This is a genomic window from Pseudomonas sp. DF11, from assembly GCF_058148565.1.
The window spans coordinates 33,942-51,124 of the sequence record NZ_JBYVYN010000014.1 but is presented as its reverse complement, the minus strand read 5'-3'; the positions used below and the strand labels follow the sequence as shown (position 1 = coordinate 51,124).

Annotated in this window: 12 protein-coding genes; 5 read left to right on the top strand and 7 right to left on the bottom strand. The window is 60.6% G+C overall.

Annotated features, from left to right (window positions below; genetic code table 11):
* Positions 1–325: 325 nt before the first annotated feature.
* The gene (locus AC30D9_RS27790; protein ID WP_490145265.1) at positions 326–1,324 is read right to left on the bottom strand and encodes a GlxA family transcriptional regulator; all 999 of its coding nucleotides are present in this window, start codon (positions 1,322–1,324) and stop codon (positions 326–328) included.
* Positions 1,325–1,422: 98 nt separating this feature from the next.
* Here AC30D9_RS27790 and AC30D9_RS27785 point away from each other — a divergent pair, with 98 nt between their 5' ends.
* Positions 1,423–1,977, top strand: coding sequence for a cysteine hydrolase family protein (locus AC30D9_RS27785; RefSeq protein ID WP_490145264.1), 555 nt, complete (start codon positions 1,423–1,425; stop codon positions 1,975–1,977).
* Positions 1,978–2,616: 639 nt separating this feature from the next.
* Here AC30D9_RS27785 and AC30D9_RS27780 read toward each other — a convergent pair.
* A complete protein-coding gene (locus AC30D9_RS27780) occupies positions 2,617–5,364 on the bottom strand; it encodes an ATP-binding protein (protein WP_490145263.1) in 2,748 nt (915 codons plus the stop codon).
* A 200-nt stretch (positions 5,365–5,564) separates the two neighbouring features.
* Between AC30D9_RS27780 and AC30D9_RS27775 the strand changes: the two genes are divergently transcribed.
* The 3 genes from AC30D9_RS27775 to AC30D9_RS27765 all read left to right on the top strand — a co-directional run bounded on the left by AC30D9_RS27775 (position 5,565) and on the right by AC30D9_RS27765 (position 9,292).
* Positions 5,565–7,490: an MAC/perforin domain-containing protein gene (locus AC30D9_RS27775; protein ID WP_490145262.1), complete on the top strand. Its 1,926-nt coding sequence runs from the start codon at positions 5,565–5,567 to the stop codon at positions 7,488–7,490.
* A gap of 186 nt (positions 7,491–7,676) precedes the next feature.
* Complete coding sequence (locus tag AC30D9_RS27770; protein WP_490145261.1) at positions 7,677–8,531, top strand: hypothetical protein; 855 nt, start codon at positions 7,677–7,679, stop codon at positions 8,529–8,531.
* Positions 8,532–8,665: 134 nt separating this feature from the next.
* On the top strand, positions 8,666–9,292 hold the full coding sequence (locus AC30D9_RS27765) for a hypothetical protein (RefSeq protein ID WP_490145260.1): 627 nt from the start codon (positions 8,666–8,668) through the stop codon (positions 9,290–9,292).
* Positions 9,293–9,419: 127 nt separating this feature from the next.
* Here the strand turns inward: AC30D9_RS27765 and AC30D9_RS27760 are convergent, their stop codons facing one another.
* A complete protein-coding gene (locus AC30D9_RS27760; protein WP_024778338.1) occupies positions 9,420–9,935 on the bottom strand; it encodes a single-stranded DNA-binding protein in 516 nt (171 codons plus the stop codon).
* A 9-nt stretch (positions 9,936–9,944) separates the two neighbouring features.
* Positions 9,945–11,342 carry an MFS transporter gene (locus tag AC30D9_RS27755; protein WP_134926044.1) on the bottom strand — a complete coding sequence of 466 codons (1,398 nt, stop codon included), beginning with the start codon at positions 11,340–11,342 and terminating at the stop codon, positions 9,945–9,947.
* Between the two features lie 179 nt (positions 11,343–11,521).
* Here AC30D9_RS27755 and uvrA point away from each other — a divergent pair, with 179 nt between their 5' ends.
* Entirely contained in the window at positions 11,522–14,356 is a 2,835-nt protein-coding gene (gene uvrA, locus AC30D9_RS27750; RefSeq protein ID WP_134926045.1) for an excinuclease ABC subunit UvrA, read from the top strand.
* Positions 14,357–14,450: 94 nt separating this feature from the next.
* Here the strand turns inward: uvrA and bfr are convergent, their stop codons facing one another.
* The 3 genes from bfr to rplQ form a co-directional block, all read right to left on the bottom strand.
* Positions 14,451–14,915 carry a bacterioferritin gene (bfr, locus tag AC30D9_RS27745; protein WP_134926046.1) on the bottom strand — a complete coding sequence of 155 codons (465 nt, stop codon included), beginning with the start codon at positions 14,913–14,915 and terminating at the stop codon, positions 14,451–14,453.
* 158 nt (positions 14,916–15,073) lie between these two features.
* Positions 15,074–16,522, bottom strand: a complete 1,449-nt coding sequence (locus tag AC30D9_RS27740; RefSeq protein WP_307575330.1) for a catalase — start codon at positions 16,520–16,522, stop codon at positions 15,074–15,076.
* Between the two features lie 238 nt (positions 16,523–16,760).
* Entirely contained in the window at positions 16,761–17,147 is a 387-nt protein-coding gene (gene rplQ, locus AC30D9_RS27735) for a 50S ribosomal protein L17 (protein ID WP_003176402.1), read from the bottom strand.
* Positions 17,148–17,183: the final 36 nt, after the last annotated feature.

Genomic DNA, 17,183 nt, shown 5'->3' with positions numbered 1-17,183 from the left:
CCTTTTTCCTGCGCTCGATGGCTGTAGATAAGGGAGGGTGCAGAGATCAGGCCAACGGTGTCATGGGCATTGGCGGGCAGCCAAGCGGGCGTATCGTGCGCAGTTGATAGCACCTGGCCTGTTTCATTCTGCACGACATACGGTCGGCATCCCGCAAATTGCACGACGCCAAGCAGCAGGCGCCAGCTCCTGTGGCAAGGGGATTTATGTGGGAGCAAGGCTTGCCCGCGATGCAGGCGCTGCGGTCTTTCAGAAATTGAGGCGCCTGTTCGCGGGCAAGCCTTGCTCCCACATAGCGGGGATAAATCCCCTCGCCACAAAGGAGTCACGGCTGTTTGGGAGAACCCAGCGGGTTCACCCCAAACCTCGCCCGATAATCGCTCGGCGCCAACCCGGTGATTTTCTTGAACGTCGCGCGAAAGGCGCTCGGGTCCTGGTAACCGACGGTCCAGGCAATGTGATCGATGGTGCCATTGGTGAATTCCAGCATTTCCCGGGCCTTGCCGACTCGCAGGTGCTGGCAGTATTCGGTGGGCTTGAGCCCGGTGGCGGCGCGAAACCGGCGCAGGAAAGTACGTTCTTCCAAACCGGCCCGTTCGGCCATCGCGCCCAGGGAAACCTCCACCGCGCCGCTGCTTTGCAGCCAATGCTGGACCTTGAGAATCGCTCCGTCGCCATGGCCGAGGATAGGCGCAAAGTTGCTGCCGCATTGGCTCGCACTGTCGCTGTGCTCGATCACCAGGAACTGCGCCGTGCGCGTGGCGATGCTGGGCCCGAGCAGGCGGTCCACCAGGCGCAACCCCAGCTCCGACCAGGCCATCAATCCGGCGGTGGTGATCAGGTCGCCGTCGTCGACGATCGGTTTGTCGGCGTTGAGCTTGATTTTCGGGTAACGGGCGGCGAAGGACTTGGCCGAGGTCCAGTGGGTGGTGGCGCTGCGCCCATCGAGCAGGCCGCTTTCGGCCAGCAGGATCGAGCCGACGCACACCCCGCCCAGCACGGTGCCGCCCGCATGCTGCGCCCGCAGCCAATCCATCAGCGTTGGCGATGCTAGGTCTTCATCGAAACCGGCGATGGAGGGCGGAATCAACAACGCAACCAACTTTCCCCCCGGACCGGTTTCGCTGTCGAACACCCGCCGCGGTGCCTCGCCCTCCTCTGCCCGCCAATGACTGACCCGCAGCCGCGGCAACTGCGCGCTGGCCTGCTCGGCCGCGATCCGCTGGGCCACGCCGAACAGATCAGTCAAGCCATGCACCGCCGCCAGTTGTGCGCCGGGATAGATGAGCACCCCGAGCTCGGCGACTGCCCTTTGCTGCGTCATTGTCAGTTTTCCCTCGCTTATTGTCGTTGCGGCCAATCCTCGAAGCGGCGACAAAAGCCAATACTGGCTTCACACCCAATCTTATCGAGGAAGCCCCCATGTCCAAGCAAGCGCTCATCGTAGTCGATATCCAGAACGACTACTTCCCCCAGGGTAAATGGCCACTGGTCGGTGCCAACGCCGCCGCCGACAATGCCGCAAAATTGATCGAAGCCTTTCGCCAGGCCGGGGATCAAGTGGTGTTCATCCGCCACGAATTCACCTCCGACGAAGCCCCCTTCTTCACCCCTGGCTCCGAAGGCGCGCAGTTGCACCCCAAGGTGCTCAACCGCGCCGATGAACCGGTGGTACTCAAGCACTTCGTCAATTCATTTCGCGAGACCGAATTGCAAGCCCTTCTCGACCACCATGGCATCGAGCAACTGGTGGTGGTCGGCAGCATGAGCCACATGTGCGTCGATGGCGTGGTTCGGGCGGCGGCGGACCTGGGTTACGGCGTCACAGTCATTCACGATGCCTGTGCCACCCTCGACCTGGAATTCAATGGCGTCGTTGTACCGGCCGCCCAGGTGCATGCGGCGTTCATGGCCGCGCTGGGGTTTGCCTATGCGAGCGTGGTGAGCACCGAGCAATTCCTGGCGGCCAACGGCTAAACACCGGCACCTCTGAAAAATCGCAAAAAAACCGCGCTTCAGCGAAGTGCGGTTTTGTCTCAAGCTTCTACGGTGTGCCTGGAAGCGATCAAATATCCAGGACCTGCAACAATCTCGGCATCGTCGCCACGAATCCCATTAGTTGCGCTTCGCGTGCCATCCCCTTCAGCTTCTCGCCGCTGGCTCGATCGGCGCTGTGCAGCCACTGCCCCGCCACATCGATCAACCGTACGTGATGGTTGATCCAGGCGCACGACGCCGACTCGGGCAACGCCGCCATTTGTTGCCCATGCCAGATCGCTTGTTCGGGATTGCCCGCCAACAGGCAGGTTTCAGCGGCTGCCACGCGAAAGCGCAAGGCGTTATGGGCCAGGCAGGCCAGGGTGAGCTGGGCTTCGCCCGTTGCCAAGGCCTGTTGGCTGAGCTGCACATCCTCGCTGATCATCGCCAGGCTGCCATAGACCCAAGGCCCGATGTAACGCTGCAGCTCAAAGCGTTCCACCAGGCTCGCGGCCTCCATGATCAAGGTCTGCGCCAGCCCGCGTTCGCCCTGGCGCAACGCCACCCGCGCCAACCCTTCCAGCAGGATCGCTTCGAAACGGCTGGCGCCAAGGTTGCGCGCCAACGTCAGGGCACAGGTCAGCTCTTGTTCCGCCAAGGCATCCTGGCCGCCCGCCACCAGCACCCAGGCCGCCGTGAGTCGCGAGAACACCTGTGCCCGGTGATTGCCCAGCCGGGCACTGCATTCGATGGCCTCCATGGCATCGCGCAAGGCTTGCTCCGGCTGGCCCAGGTAGAGCTGCGCCGAGCCACGGGCGCTGCGATTGCCGCCTCCACGTGTGCCCAGCCATTGCGTTCGCACAGGCGTACGCATTGGTCGAAAACCTCGTAGGCGGTCTGCATGCGCCCTTGTGCGTAATAGGAGTCACCAATGCCACTCAAGGCCTTGGCCTCGGTTTGCAGGTCCCGGCCGATGCGGGCAAAGGACAAGGCCTCTTCATGGAGCCGGCGACATTCGGCGTAATCGCCCCGTGGAAAATAGATATTCCCGCGCAAGTGATTCAACCGCGCCAACGCCGTATGGGCCTGCATGGCCTGGGCGATGGGCAGCATGGCCTCGATCAGGCGCTCTTCCTCGTCCAGGCAATCGAGGGTATTGAGGACCGCCGCCAAGCCCAGCGCGGCTTCGATCTGATCCTGTGGTTGCTCGGCCAATGCCAATGCCCGCTGCAAATGCGCCCGTGCTTCCACGGTCTGGCCCAGACCCGAACACGCCTGGCCGCATAACAACGCAAAGGAAAAATTGCCCTGGGCGCGCTCGGCAAACGCCGAGCATTGCCGCGCCAACGCAAGAACACTGTCGTACTGGCAGGCCAGGCGCTTTTCGGCCATGGCGACCAGCAGTGCGTCGAACGCCGCCAGATCGTTGGCTCGCAGCAAATGCTGGGCATAAAGCACCCGGTCGCGCTCACGGTAGAGGCTCGCCACTTCACTGTGCAATTGCTCGCGAAGCTGCGTAGGCATCGCATCGTAGAGACAGTGCATGACCAGGTCGTGAACGAACAGATAGCTGCCTGGCTCGACTTCCCGCAGCAGCCCCTGGCGCATGTCCGGCGTCGGCAGATAACCAGGCTGCCCCAGCGCTTCGCGCCAAAGCGCCAACTCGAAGCGATTGCCCAGCACGGCGGCGTAATGCAGGGCGCGACGTTGCTCGGGGGCCAGTTTGTCAAAGCGGGTCTGGACCAGATGCCGCAAACTGTCGGGAAAAACACCTTCCTGGCTGGACAACAGTTGCGTCAGGTACAGCGGATTGCCTTGGGCGCGTGCGACACATTCGGCCCGGTAGCGCGGCTCGACCTCGGTGAATTGTTCCGCCAGGAGCGTGGCCTCCCGCGACCGGATCGGAGCGATGTCGAGCAGGCTCATGGGGCTGGAGGAATGCGCACGAATCTCCCCGTCCAGCGGATCACCTTCAGGACGGGACGTCAGCAGCCAGACGACCGGCGCTTCGTCAGTGGCATCGAGCAGCTTGCCCAACAGCGTAAACAGCGTGGTGTCGCCCCAGTGCAGGTCTTCGAGGCAGATCAACAAGGGCTGTTGCACCGCGACGCGCAGCAACACTTCGAGCAAAGCCTGGAACAGCCCCTGGGTTCGGGCCTGGTTGCTCATCGCGCCATACTGGACGGGAGGCTCGGCAGACGACACGCCCGTCAGCACTTGCAAGAACATTCGATGCTCGGCGGCCACTTTCAGGCGGGACAAGGCAGCGTCCAACAGTGACGCGCTGATGGGCGGTGCGCTGCCCAGGTTGAGCAGGCTGGCAACCAGTTGGCCCAAGGGCCACAGGCTGTTGTCCATGCCGAAATCCAACACGTCGCCGCGATGGCAGGCGAAACCACGCTGCCGGGCCATTTCGAAAAACTCGCTGACCAGGCGAGTCTTGCCAATGCCCGCCATGCCACGCACATAGACGATGTGCCCATCCTGGCATTCCTGGGTGGCCTCGATCACAGCCTTGAACTGCAATAATTCAATGGCCCGCCCCACCAAGGGACGCGGTGCGTTTTCGTCGAGACTGCGCGAGCGCAGGCATTTGCGATAGGCCTGAAATTCATCGTCGCTGGAAGAAAACTCAAACCGTGCAACGAGTTGTTCCAGCAGGTTCCGCGCAATATACACCGGCGCGTGCCCATGACGATCAAGCAGCGGCTTTTGCGCGAGCAAGGCAGATTCGGCCCCAGGCTCAGGGGTGTCGGCACTCAGGCGCACAAGCCGCAACACCAAGGCATGCCCGGGCGTGACGAATTGTTCCCGGCTCAGTGCCAGCGCGCAGAGCAGGCCCCGCTCGCTATCACTGCGATACGCCTGCGGAGAACCGAACTGGGCGATCACCACCTCCTGCGTCATCCCCAGTGGAACGCCTCCGAACTGACGCACCAGGCGCTCGATCTCCTCCATCAACGCCGTTGCGGGCAGCCCATCGATCCGAAAGGACAGTTCAAGCACATAGCGGATAACGCTGTCATCGACCTGTTTCAGCGCCTGTTGCGCAAAGGCGGCCTGGTGCAACTCGCTCATCGTCTGTCGAATGTGCGCCAGAGCCGTCGAGGCGGGATTGCCCAGCAGTGCGCTGACGTCGACCCCGAAGGCCGTCGCCAGGTGCCGAGCGGTGCGGTAAAGCACCGGCTTGCCGGTTTCGGCGCGTTTGATGGAAGCGATCGAGACGCACAAATGCCGGTTCAGGCAGGCCTCGGCCAGGGTTTCCTGGCTCAGGCCATGCTGTTTGCGCAGGCCTTTCAACGAAACGGCGTCCAGCAGGACACGACCGTCGGATATCGAGGCATCACGCTTGGGCAGGGCGGCAAAGGTGTTGTGTCGGGTGTCCATGTCGATAGCCCTCTACCCTGGGACAACGGCAGCCGATCGAGTGTACTCCAGCGTCTCCTCCGGGTTCACGAAAAGATGGCATTTGGCCTGATACCAAACTGATACCGGACTGACACCGCTCTGGACTGTCCGGTTATCCCGGGCCTCCAGATACTCACTCCCATCAATTGGACACAAACCTGAGCGATGAGAGAAAGGCGATGAACGATGGACTGAAGGGCAACGCAGACGACGATTTACGGGATGTCGGCGGTTCGCAACTGCTGGGGCGCGGACTGAACCGGCTCGACTGGGCCGACGACAGCAAGGAGTGCCAGAAGGTCGGTGATACCGAGTCAGGCAAACGCGCCGTGCCGTACCGGAAAACGGCCTACAACGTGGGGAAAAACGTCAGCATGTCCACGATCGTGGCCAACGACAATTTCTCGACCGAGACGTTTTCCTCCCGCGACGAATACGAAAGACATACCCAGACCAGTGTCGAAGCCGCCGGCAAATATGGCGCCTTTTCCGCCGGCTTCAAAGCCACCTTCGGCAGCGACATCAAGACGCTCGAAGAACATGAAGCCGCGCTCTACAGTCACACGGTGCGGTTATGGAAACTGACCTTCGAAGTCAACCCTGCCAATGCCACTGAAGCGTTCAAGAAGCGCGTCGATGATCTGCCCAAGACCTTCGATCCAGGCAACCCGACGCCGTTCTTCAATTTCCTTGTCGATTTTGGCGCCGACATCGTCAGCGAAGTGACCGTCGGCGGCTCGCTGAACTATGCGATGACCGCCCTCAAGAGCTTCCTCAGCCAGACCAACACCCTCGATGCAATGGTCAAGGCCGAATACGGCGCATTCGTCAGCGGTAGCGCGACGACGTCGATCTCGGAAACGGTCAAGAAAAACATCGCCCATCGCAACGCCAACCTGACCACCCTGGGTGGCACGCACGCCATCGGTTTCAACGCAGTGGACCCCAGCAATTGCAACGCGGAGTTCGGCAAATGGCGTGAATCGCTGGCCGACGATCCGACGGTGGTGGAGTTGAAAATCGCGCCGGTCTATCGCTTCGTCAAGGAAGGCGAGACCCGTACGGCCCTGGAGCAAGCCTACCAGTGGTACACCAGCTACAGAGCGGAAATTGAAGCGACCTGGCAAGAGTCGGTGGTTGTCCTCGGGCGCTCCGGACGGCAAACCACCCCCAAGGGCACGACAACCGGCCCGGCCTTGCGAATGGTGTTCGTCGACAACAAAAGCAAGGAAACCAGCGAGAGCTTTCACTACCCACCCGCAGCGACTGCGTCTGCCACGGAATTTGACCGGTTCTGGGATGCACTGGCCCTGCTGCTGAGACAAAAAAGCGGGCATAAATTGCTCCTGGCCACCGAGCGCTGGCCGCGTGACTCACGCTACTACCCCGGGTCCGCCATGCGTGAAGCCCTGCTGTCCAATGGCGCCAGTGACGTTTCGCTCAAGCGCTGGGAAACGCTGACCAAGCACATGCAACCCAACCCGTTGTCCGGCCTGACCTATGTGCTGGCGGGCAATGACTTCGAGGCCCCCGGCGTCGATGGACTCATTGCCGGTTTTGGCCAGGCAGGCAGGGATCTCAACCCAACGGTGAAGATCAAGGCGCGCCTTGCCCACGACTCGTTCGGCAAGGTCAAGCTGGTCAGAACGGACAAGACCGAGGAAGACCCTCGGACCGCGTTGTACATCGTGCGTAACAATACCGGCGATAAACCGGCACTGGCGGTCGATTCGCAAAACAAAACCCGTATTGCCATGCAAACGCCGGACAGGCACAACCCCGGGCAATTCTGGTACATGCCCGAGCTGGAAAAACCTTATCCGGAAATCAACCACCCGGTCCTGTTGATCAATTACGAGACGGGAGCCTGCTTGCAGGGCATGCACGACCAGGGCGACTGCCGGCTCAAGCCCATCGAGCCGGGTCGCCAGCAGGACGACGTCATTTGGGATCGGCGCGGCGATGAGGTGTTTCACCTGTTGATGGTCTACTACTGGATGGACGCCTTGTGCCTGACCCAGGTGGAAAAGCGCGCCGCCGTCCGGCCTTGGCGCCAGCCTCACGGCATGGATTGGTTGCGCGAGCCACATCGTCCGTATAGTTGATAGCCGATAGTTACCCCCTGTAGGAGCGAGCTTGCTCGCGATAGCGGTGGTTCAGCGTGCTTCAATGTTGAATGTACCGCCGCCATCGCGAGCAAGCTCGCTCCCACAGATTCATGATTTGATTGACCGGTATTGGGCGACAGAACGCCCTTCCTCTAGCCCTCTTGCGTGCGTGGTCTCTATCCGATGCAAGTCTTCAACTGTGTCCCCTTTATCGGCGACGGCGTGGAAACAGCGCTCGATCCCCGTCGTTTTCCCTATCTGTTCAACGACCATGGGCTGGCACAGCCGAGTGCCCAGGTGCGTGGCAACCTGATCCCGCTCAACCCCGAGAACCCGGCCCTGTCCCTGGGCACTCGCTACTCCGGCATCAGTTGGAGGGAGCGTGAGGTTCCCACGAGCACCGGTTCCTACTGGATCAAGACGTTCGATTTCCACGCCAGTGAAGTGCACTACGAACCGATCTGGGCAACCCGGGAAACGGCGCAAGCCTTCGGCATGACCCTGCTTGGCAACGGCGAATGCCTGCGCTTCGAGTACGACCAACTGATTCTGGGCCAATACACCTACGGTAAATGGGCGGGTCACCAGTCGCCCTACCTGGGCCCGACACGTCAGCGCGAGCTGCTGACATACAACCCGACCGACCTCGAATACCACAACTTTCCCCACGCGTTTTTTTCCCGCTATGGACGCTTGCCGCTGGTGATCAGCGTCGCCCGCTGGCGGCCGGCGTCGAGGGAGATTCATCTGGCGGACCTATGGGTCAAGCCCGGCGATGCGCTGGTCCTGCCGCCCAAGCATTACCCTGACATCGCCCCCAGTGATGCCCACGGCGTCGAAAACTGGCCAGCCGTCGTGGACATGCATGGCAATCGAAACTCGGCATTGGCCTGCTGGTTCGGGGACGGTGAGGACTGTTTACTGACGGAGACGATCCTGGCCAATTCGACCTTGATGAACTCTCCCCAGGGTAAACCGCATTATCACGAAGAGAAGACGCCGACGCGGCATGAATTGCCAGCCAATTATCGTCCTTGAAAAGGCTTGGGCATGGGGCGCGGACAAAACAGCCCTCGGGCTTACGCGCCCTGGGGCCATGGTGATTTTTACTAGGCATATTCGAGCAATAACGATAAGAATGGCCAAGTAGCGTCCCCCCAAGAGCCAGCCGCATGAAACGCAAACACCCGCCGCGCCTGGTCTGCTCCCCAGCCCCGAGCGACACCGTCGCATCAACGCCACCGCATCCTCCCACTTGGGATTACCCAAGCGAAGTCCCCACCACGGGATACCTGGGCACCATGCTGTACACCGTGGCGTTGCTGCTTGCCCTGCCGCTCTACGGGTTGGCGGTGTTATCGATCAACCTGTTCTACGACGGACAAGGCCTGTCGAGCATTCATACAAAAGTGCTTGAAGAGCCTCTGGTCTTGACGCTCATGTTCGTCAGCGCATTGCTGGCCATTGGCGTCATTCGCTGGCTCGCCTCCGGGCCTGAAGTGCTCGGCTTCTGTTTTGACGAGGGCCAGCAACACCTCACCTTCACCCAACGCCGCCCGGCCCGAGAAGCCAGCGAAGTATGTGTGCCATACAGCGCCATCCACTCCATCAGGCCCTACATGGCGAACGCTTTCGCCAATGGCTGTCACTTTGAGGTGTGCTTCGCCGGGGACAATGGCAAGCCGATCGAACGTCGGTTTTGGGTGCATGTACCGATGCAGGACATGGCGTTCCATGCCGCGTGGTTGAGGCTGTCGGTCGGCCAGAGAATGCATGACGTCGTGGTCTTGGATTTGTGAGCGACCGAAGTTGCCCATTTCTCAAACCACGAACATACCTGCCTGTGCCAAATGCCCAATAAAAAGCCCCAAGCGCAGAACGCTTGGGGCTTTTCAGGAAACTACCTGGGCAATTCCCAGGTAGTAATCAGAACGGAATATCGTCATCAAAGCTGTCGAAATCCGGAGCCGGTTGCGGCGCGGCCTGTTGTGGAGCCGGGCGTTCGCGTTGTGGCTGTGGGGCGGACTGCGGACGAGGTGCCTGCTGACGCGGAGCCGACTGCTGGTAGTTGTTGCCACCTTGTTGCTGGTCGCCCTGTGGACGGCCACCCAGCAATTGCATGGTGCCTTGCATGTCGACCACGATTTCGGTGGTGTAGCGCTTGATGCCGTCTTTTTCCCACTCGCGGGTCTGCAGCTTGCCTTCGATGTACACCTGCGAACCCTTGCGCAGGTATTCGCCGGCGATCTCGGCCACCTTGCCGAACATCGACACGCGGTGCCATTCGGTCTTCTCGACCTTCTGGCCGGTCTGCTTGTCGGTCCACTGTTCGCTGGTCGCCAGACTCAGGTTGGTCACGGCATTGCCGTTGGGCAGGTAGCGAACTTCAGGATCCTGGCCGCAAGTACCGACCAATATGACTTTGTTAACCCCACGGGCCATAACGTTCTCCTAGGCTTCGCACGTGGTCGGGGCCGGGTTGTTCACCAGGCGCTCGAGCGTCGCGCGATCCAATAATTCGGTGTCGAGTTTGATATATACGGCCGCCTCGTCGGCGACCACCACTGCATCGGTTACTCCAACGACGGCCTTCAGACGCTCGGTCAGGCCAGCCTCACGAATCGCCTCGGGCGATAAGGGCAAGCGCAGGCTCGTCACATAGGGAGGTTCGCGCATGGTAACAGCAAAGGCCAGCCAAAGTGCAGCCAGCGCGGCACATCCCAGGAACACAACCGACAAACCGCCATGCTGGAACAGCCAGCCGCCAAGGATCCCACCCAACGCCGAGCCCAGGAACTGGCTCGTGGAATAGACCCCCATCGCCGTACCCTTGCCGCCCGCCGGGGAAACCTTGCTGATCAGCGACGGCAGCGACGCCTCCAACAGATTGAACGCGGTGAAGAACACCACCGTGCCGATCACCAGGGCCCGCAAGCTATCGCCGAACTGCCAGAAGAATAGCTCAGTGAGCATCAGCGTCATGACGGCGCCGAGCAAAACTCGTTTCATTTTGCGTCGCTTCTCGCCATAGATGATGAATGGAATCATGGCGAAGAACGAAATCAGCAGCGCGGCCAGGTAGACCCACCAATGCTGTTCCTTGGGCAGGCCGGCCTTCTCGACCAAGGCCAGCGGCAGGGCTACGAAGCTGGACATCAGCATGGCGTGGAGCACGAAAATGCCCAGGTCCAGGCGCAACAGGTCCGGATGCTTGAGCGTCGGGATCAATGCCTGGCGCGCCACCCCGGATTCACGGTGCTGCAACGGCCCGGTGGCGCGGGGCACCATGAACGCGACGATCAGGATCCCTACCAGCGCCATGGCCCCGGTGGCCAGGAACAGGCCCGACAAACCAAAGGCACGGGTCAGCAAAGGGCCGACCACCATGGCCACGGCGAACGACAGACCGATGGTCATGCCGATCATGGCCATGGCCTTGGTCCGGTGCTGCTCGCGGGTCAAGTCCGACAGCAGCGCCATGACGGCTGCGGAAATGGCCCCGGCGCCTTGCAGGATTCGTCCGGCGATCACGCCCCAGATCGAATCGGCATTGGCCGCCAGCACACTGCCGAGGGCGAAGACGATCAACCCCAGGTAGATGACCGGACGTCGGCCGATGCGGTCGGAAATGATCCCGAACGGGATCTGGAAGATCGCCTGGGTCAGGCCATAAGCGCCAATCGCCAACCCGATGAGGGCCGGGGTCGCGCCCGCCAGGTCCATGCCATAGGTCGCCAGCACCGGCAACACCATAAACATGCCCAGCATACGGAAGGCGAACACCAGGGCCAGACCGCTTGCTGCGCGCGTCTCGCCGCTACTCATGCGTTCGCTGTGGGGATCTTGCATGGAAAAACCTCATGTGAACCGGCGGCGATTCTACCAGTCCCATCGATTGAGAGGGTATATGGCGACCGTTTGCCGCGCAGTCTTCATGTATGGCTGCAAACTCACTTTCAATAGTGTGCATCCATCCAGTATTTGCCCGTATACTCCTACGTTTTCGACGCCCGCCGAGCGAGGCCACTTTGGACAAGATCCTGATTCGTGGGGCCCGTACCCACAACCTGAAGAACATCGACCTGACCCTGCCACGGGACAAGCTGATCGTCATCACCGGCCTGTCCGGATCCGGCAAATCATCCCTGGCCTTCGACACCTTGTACGCCGAAGGCCAGCGACGCTATGTCGAATCGCTGTCGGCCTACGCCCGGCAGTTCCTGTCGATGATGGAAAAACCCGACGTCGATACCATCGAAGGCCTGTCGCCGGCGATTTCCATCGAACAGAAGTCGACCTCCCACAATCCCCGGTCGACGGTCGGTACCATCACCGAGATCTACGACTACTTGCGCCTGCTGTATGCGCGCGTCGGTATTCCCCGTTGCCCCGATCACGACATTCCCCTGGAAGCCCAGACCGTCAGCCAGATGGTCGACCTGGTGCTGGCCCAGCCGGAAGGCAGCAAGCTGATGCTGCTGGCCCCGGTGGTTCGCGAGCGCAAGGGCGAACACCTGATGGTCTTCGAAGAACTGCGTGCCCAGGGCTTCGTGCGGGCCCGGGTCAACGGCAAGCTCTGCGAGTTGGACGAACTGCCGAAGCTGGATAAACAGAAGAAGCATTCGATTGATGTGGTGGTCGACCGCTTCAAGGTCCGGGCCGATCTGCAACAGCGGCTGGCCGAGTCCTTCGAGACCGCGCTGAAGCTGGCCGACGGCATCGCCCTCGTCGCGCCTATGGATGACGAGCCAGGCGAAGAAATCATCTTCTCCGCGCGCTTCGCCTGCCCGATCTGCGGCCATGCCATCAGCGAGCTGGAACCCAAGCTGTTCTCCTTCAACAACCCGGCCGGCGCCTGCCCGACCTGCGATGGCCTGGGGGTCAAGCAGTTCTTCGACACCAAGCGGCTGGTCAACGGCGAGCTGACCCTGGCCGAAGGGGCGATTCGCGGCTGGGACAGGCGCAACGTCTATTACTTCCAGATGCTCGGGTCGCTGGCGGCCCACTACAAATTCAGCCTGGACAAGCCGTTCAACGAGCTGCCCGCCGACCAGCAGAAATTCATCCTGCAGGGCAGCGGCTCGCAGAATGTCGACTTCAAGTACCTCAACGACCGCGGCGATATCGTCAAGCGCTCCCACCCGTTCGAAGGCATCGTGCCGAACCTGGAGCGGCGCTACCGCGAGACCGAATCGGCCAGCGTGCGCGAAGAACTGGCCAAGTTCCTCAGCACCCAGCCCTGCCCCGATTGCCGTGGCACCCGTTTGCGCCGCGAGGCGCGACATGTGTGGGTCGGTGAGAAGACCCTGCCGGCGGTGACCAACTTGCCGATTGGCGACGCCACCGATTATTTCGGCGGCCTGAAACTGACCGGTCGTCGTGGCGAAATCGCTGACAAGATCCTCAAGGAAATCCGCGAGCGCTTGCAGTTCCTGGTGAACGTCGGCCTGGATTACCTGACCCTCGATCGCAGCGCCGACACCTTGTCCGGCGGCGAAGCCCAGCGTATCCGCCTCGCCAGCCAGATCGGCGCCGGCCTGGTGGGGGTGATGTATATCCTCGACGAACCGTCCATCGGTCTGCACCAACGGGATAACGACCGCTTGCTCGGCACCCTGAAACACCTGCGGGACATCGGCAACACGGTGATCGTGGTCGAGCACGATGAGGACGCCATCCGCCTGGCCGACTACGTGGTGGACATCGGCCCGGGCGCTGGCGTGCATGGCGGGCATATCGTTGCCCAGGGCACCGCCGCCGAAGTCATGGCGCATCCTGACTCGCTGACGGGCAAATACCTGTCCGGCCGGGTCAAGATCAAGGTGCCGGCCAAGCGCACGCCGCGCAACAAGAAGCTGTCGCTGACCCTCAAGGGTGCTCGCGGCAACAACTTGCGCAACGTCGACCTGGAAATCCCGATCGGCCTGCTGACCTGCGTTACCGGCGTGTCCGGTTCCGGTAAATCGACACTGATCAACAACACCCTGTTCCCCCTCAGCGCCACGGCCCTGAACGGCGCCACCACCCTGGAAGCTGCCGCCCACGACAGCATCAAGGGCCTGGAGCACCTGGACAAGGTAGTCGACATCGACCAGAGCCCGATTGGCCGCACGCCACGCTCCAACCCGGCGACCTACACCGGGTTGTTCACGCCGATCCGAGAACTGTTCGCCGGTGTGCCGGAGTCACGCTCCCGTGGTTACGGTCCAGGGCGTTTCTCGTTCAACGTCAAGGGCGGGCGCTGCGAAGCCTGCCAGGGCGACGGCCTGATCAAGGTGGAAATGCACTTCCTGCCAGACATCTACGTGCCGTGCGATGTGTGCAAGAGCAAACGCTACAACCGTGAAACCCTGGAGATCAAGTACAAGGGCAAGAACATCCACGAAACCCTCGAAATGACCATCGAGGAAGCCCGGGTGTTCTTCGACGCGGTGCCGGCCCTAGCGCGCAAGCTCCAGACGCTGATGGATGTGGGCTTGTCGTACATCAAGCTGGGGCAGTCGGCGACGACGCTGTCTGGCGGTGAAGCCCAGCGGGTCAAGTTGTCCCGCGAGCTGTCCAAGCGCGACACCGGCAAGACCCTGTACATCCTCGACGAGCCGACCACGGGCCTGCACTTCGCCGATATCCAGCAATTACTCGATGTGCTGCACCGCCTGCGTGACCATGGCAACACTGTGGTGGTGATCGAGCACAACCTGGACGTGATCAAGACCGCTGACTGGCTGGTGGACCTGGGGCCGGAAGGCGGCTCCAAGGGTGGCCAGATCATCGCGGTAGGTACACCTGAGCAAGTGGCCGAGATGAAGCAGTCCTACACCGGGCACTACCTCAAGCCGCTGTTGGAACGTGATCGGGATTAATTTCACCCGAACATGAAAAAGCCCCTGTCATCTCATCGATGGCAGGGGCTTTTTGTTTTTCTGTGGGAGCGAGCTTGCTCCCACAACGAGTGCGTCAGAACTGCGATTGCAGGTAGTTTTCCAACCCGATCAGCTTGATCAGACCCAACTGCTTCTCCAGCCAGTAAGTATGGTCTTCTTCAGTGTCGTTGAGCTGGACCCGCAGGATCTCACGGGTCACGTAGTCGTTGTGCTGCTCGCAGAGCTCGATGCCTTTGCACAGCGCAGCGCGGACTTTGTATTCCAGGCGCAGGTCGGCTGCGAGCATGTCAGGTACCGTGGTGCCGATATCCAGATCATCCGGGCGCATGCGCGGTGTGCCTTCGAGCATCAGGATCCGGCGCATCAATGCATCGGCATGCTGGGTCTCTTCTTCCATCTCATGGTTGATACGTTCGTAGAGCTCGGTAAACCCCCAATCCTCGTACATCCGCGAATGGATGAAATATTGATCACGGGCTGCCAGTTCGCCTGTCAGCAACGTGTTGAGGTAATCGATTACGTCTGGGTGACCTTGCATCGCCCTACATCTCCACAAGCTTTTAAAGGTTGTAGTTTGAACCAAGCTGACCGCAAGGTCACTGCCCCAACGCAATAAAAGCAAAGAAAATCCGAGAAAACCGGGCTAAATAACGCAAAAACCGCCCTAATGAGGGCGGTTCTGCTTCTCGTTTAGACTTAGTTCAGCGCTACGCCCAAGGCTTTTGCGACGCCTTCCCCATAGGCGACATCCGCCTTGAAGAAATGCTGCAACTGACGGTCAACGACATCCGCCGACACACCGGCCATCGCACCGGCAATATTGCTGATCAGCAGGGCTTTCTGCTCATCGTTCATCAGGCGGAACAACGCACCGGCGTGGCTGTAGTAATCGGTGTCCTCACGATGATCATAACGATCCGCCGCACCACTGAGCGCTAGCGCTGGCTCAGCATAACGTGGAGCTTGCTTCGGCGCTTCGACATAGCTGTTCGGCTCGTAGTTCGGTGCCGCACCGCCGTTGCTGCCAAACGCCATGGCGCCGTCGCGCTGGTAGGTGTTTACCGGGCTACGGGGGGCATTCACCGGCAATTGCTGATGGTTGGTGCCAACACGGTAGCGGTGCGCATCGGCGTAGGCGAAGACACGGCCCTGCAACATACGATCCGGCGAGAGGCCAACCCCTGGCACCATGTTGCTAGGGCCAAACGCCGCCTGCTCGACCTCAGCAAAGTAGTTCAGCGGGTTACGGTTGAGTTCGAGCTCACCGACTTCGATCAACGGAAACTCTTTCTGTGACCAGGTCTTGGTGACATCGAACGGATTCTCGTAATGCGCTGCGGCCTGAGCCTCGCTCATAACCTGGATGCAGACGCTCCATTTCGGGAAATCACCGCGCTCGATGGCATTGAACAAGTCACGCTGGGCGTAATCCGGGTCGGTACCCGCCAGGCGTGCTGCTTCGGCCGGCGCGAGGTTCTTGATCCCTTGCTTGGTCTTGTAGTGCCACTTCACCCAGTGACGCTCACCCTGCGCATTGATCAGGCTGTAGGTGTGACTGCCGAAGCCGTGCATGTGCCGGTAGCCATCCGGAATGCCGCGATCCGAAAACAGAATGGTGACCTGGTGCAGCGCCTCAGGCGAATGCGACCAGAAATCCCACATCGCCTGGGCGCTTTTCAGGTTGCTTTGCGGCAGGCGTTTCTGGGTGTGGATGAAGTCCGGAAACTTCAACGGATCACGGATGAAGAATACTGGCGTGTTGTTGCCGACGATGTCCCAGTTGCCTTCCTCGGTATAGAACTTCAGGGCAAAACCGCGCGGATCGCGTTCAGTGTCGGCCGAACCACGCTCGCCACCCACGGTGGAAAACCGCAGGAAGGTGGGCGTCTGCTTGCCGACCGATTCGAACAACTTGGCGCTGGTGTACTGGGTGATATCCCGGGTGACGGTAAACGTGCCGTAGGCGCCCGATCCTTTAGCGTGTACTCGACGCTCAGGGATGTTCTCGCGGTTGAAGTGAGCAAGCTTCTCGATCAGGTGAAAGTCGTCGAGCAGCAACGGGCCACGTGGGCCGGCGGAACGAGAATTCTGGTTATCGGCGACAGGAGCGCCACTGGCGGTCGTAAGCGTTTTGGTCTGGCTCATGCTCAATCTTCCTAGGTCGGTCTTCGAACTGCCGGCTAATCGGCTGGGAAGGAGTATTGATCAACAATCATGACGTCTACAAATTCATTAAATTGCGAACATCCATAGAAAATAACTACCAATACATCCACCACCGATAGTGCCGTCCCTTCCCTGTGAAAGCTTGTATGGATAGACCTTTTCTTACGCCCACAAAAAACCGGGCACTAGGCCCGGTTCTTCGTTACAGACTGTCGTCTTACTCGGCGCTTACAGCTTCGCCAGCAGTAGCACGATCAACCAACTCGACGTACGCCATAGGCGCGTTGTCGCCAGCGCGGAAACCGCACTTGAGGATGCGCAGGTAGCCACCCTCACGGGTAGCATAACGCTTGCCCAGGTCGTTGAAGAGCTTACCTACGATAGCTTTCGAACGAGTACGGTCGAAAGCCAGACGGCGGTTAGCCAGGCTATCTGTCTTGGCCAGAGTGATCAGCGGCTCAGCAACGCGACGCAGTTCTTTGGCTTTTGGCAGAGTAGTTTTGATCAGCTCGTGCTCGAACAGCGACACCGCCATGTTTTGGAACATGGCCTTGCGGTGCGAGCTGGTGCGGCTCAGGTGACGACCACTTTTACGATGACGCATGGTTCATTCCTTACCAAACACAACGTTCGGTGATTA

Excerpts from the sequence above, each read along its gene's own strand:
- AC30D9_RS27765 (WP_490145260.1), top strand. The coding sequence starts at position 8,666 with ATGAAACGCAAACACCCGCCGCGCCTGGTCTGCTCCCCAGCCCCGAGC.
- AC30D9_RS27770 (WP_490145261.1), top strand. The coding sequence starts at position 7,677 with ATGCAAGTCTTCAACTGTGTCCCCTTTATCGGCGACGGCGTGGAAACA.
- AC30D9_RS27790 (WP_490145265.1), bottom strand. The coding sequence starts at position 1,324 with ATGACGCAGCAAAGGGCAGTCGCCGAGCTCGGGGTGCTCATCTATCCC.
- AC30D9_RS27740 (WP_307575330.1), bottom strand. The coding sequence starts at position 16,522 with ATGAGCCAGACCAAAACGCTTACGACCGCCAGTGGCGCTCCTGTCGCC.
- rplQ (WP_003176402.1), bottom strand. The coding sequence starts at position 17,147 with ATGCGTCATCGTAAAAGTGGTCGTCACCTGAGCCGCACCAGCTCGCAC.
- AC30D9_RS27775 (WP_490145262.1), top strand. The coding sequence starts at position 5,565 with ATGAACGATGGACTGAAGGGCAACGCAGACGACGATTTACGGGATGTC.
- bfr (WP_134926046.1), bottom strand. The coding sequence starts at position 14,915 with ATGCAAGGTCACCCAGACGTAATCGATTACCTCAACACGTTGCTGACA.
- AC30D9_RS27785 (WP_490145264.1), top strand. The coding sequence starts at position 1,423 with ATGTCCAAGCAAGCGCTCATCGTAGTCGATATCCAGAACGACTACTTC.
- AC30D9_RS27760 (WP_024778338.1), bottom strand. The coding sequence starts at position 9,935 with ATGGCCCGTGGGGTTAACAAAGTCATATTGGTCGGTACTTGCGGCCAG.
- AC30D9_RS27755 (WP_134926044.1), bottom strand. The coding sequence starts at position 11,342 with ATGCAAGATCCCCACAGCGAACGCATGAGTAGCGGCGAGACGCGCGCA.
- AC30D9_RS27780 (WP_490145263.1), bottom strand. The coding sequence starts at position 5,364 with ATGGACACCCGACACAACACCTTTGCCGCCCTGCCCAAGCGTGATGCC.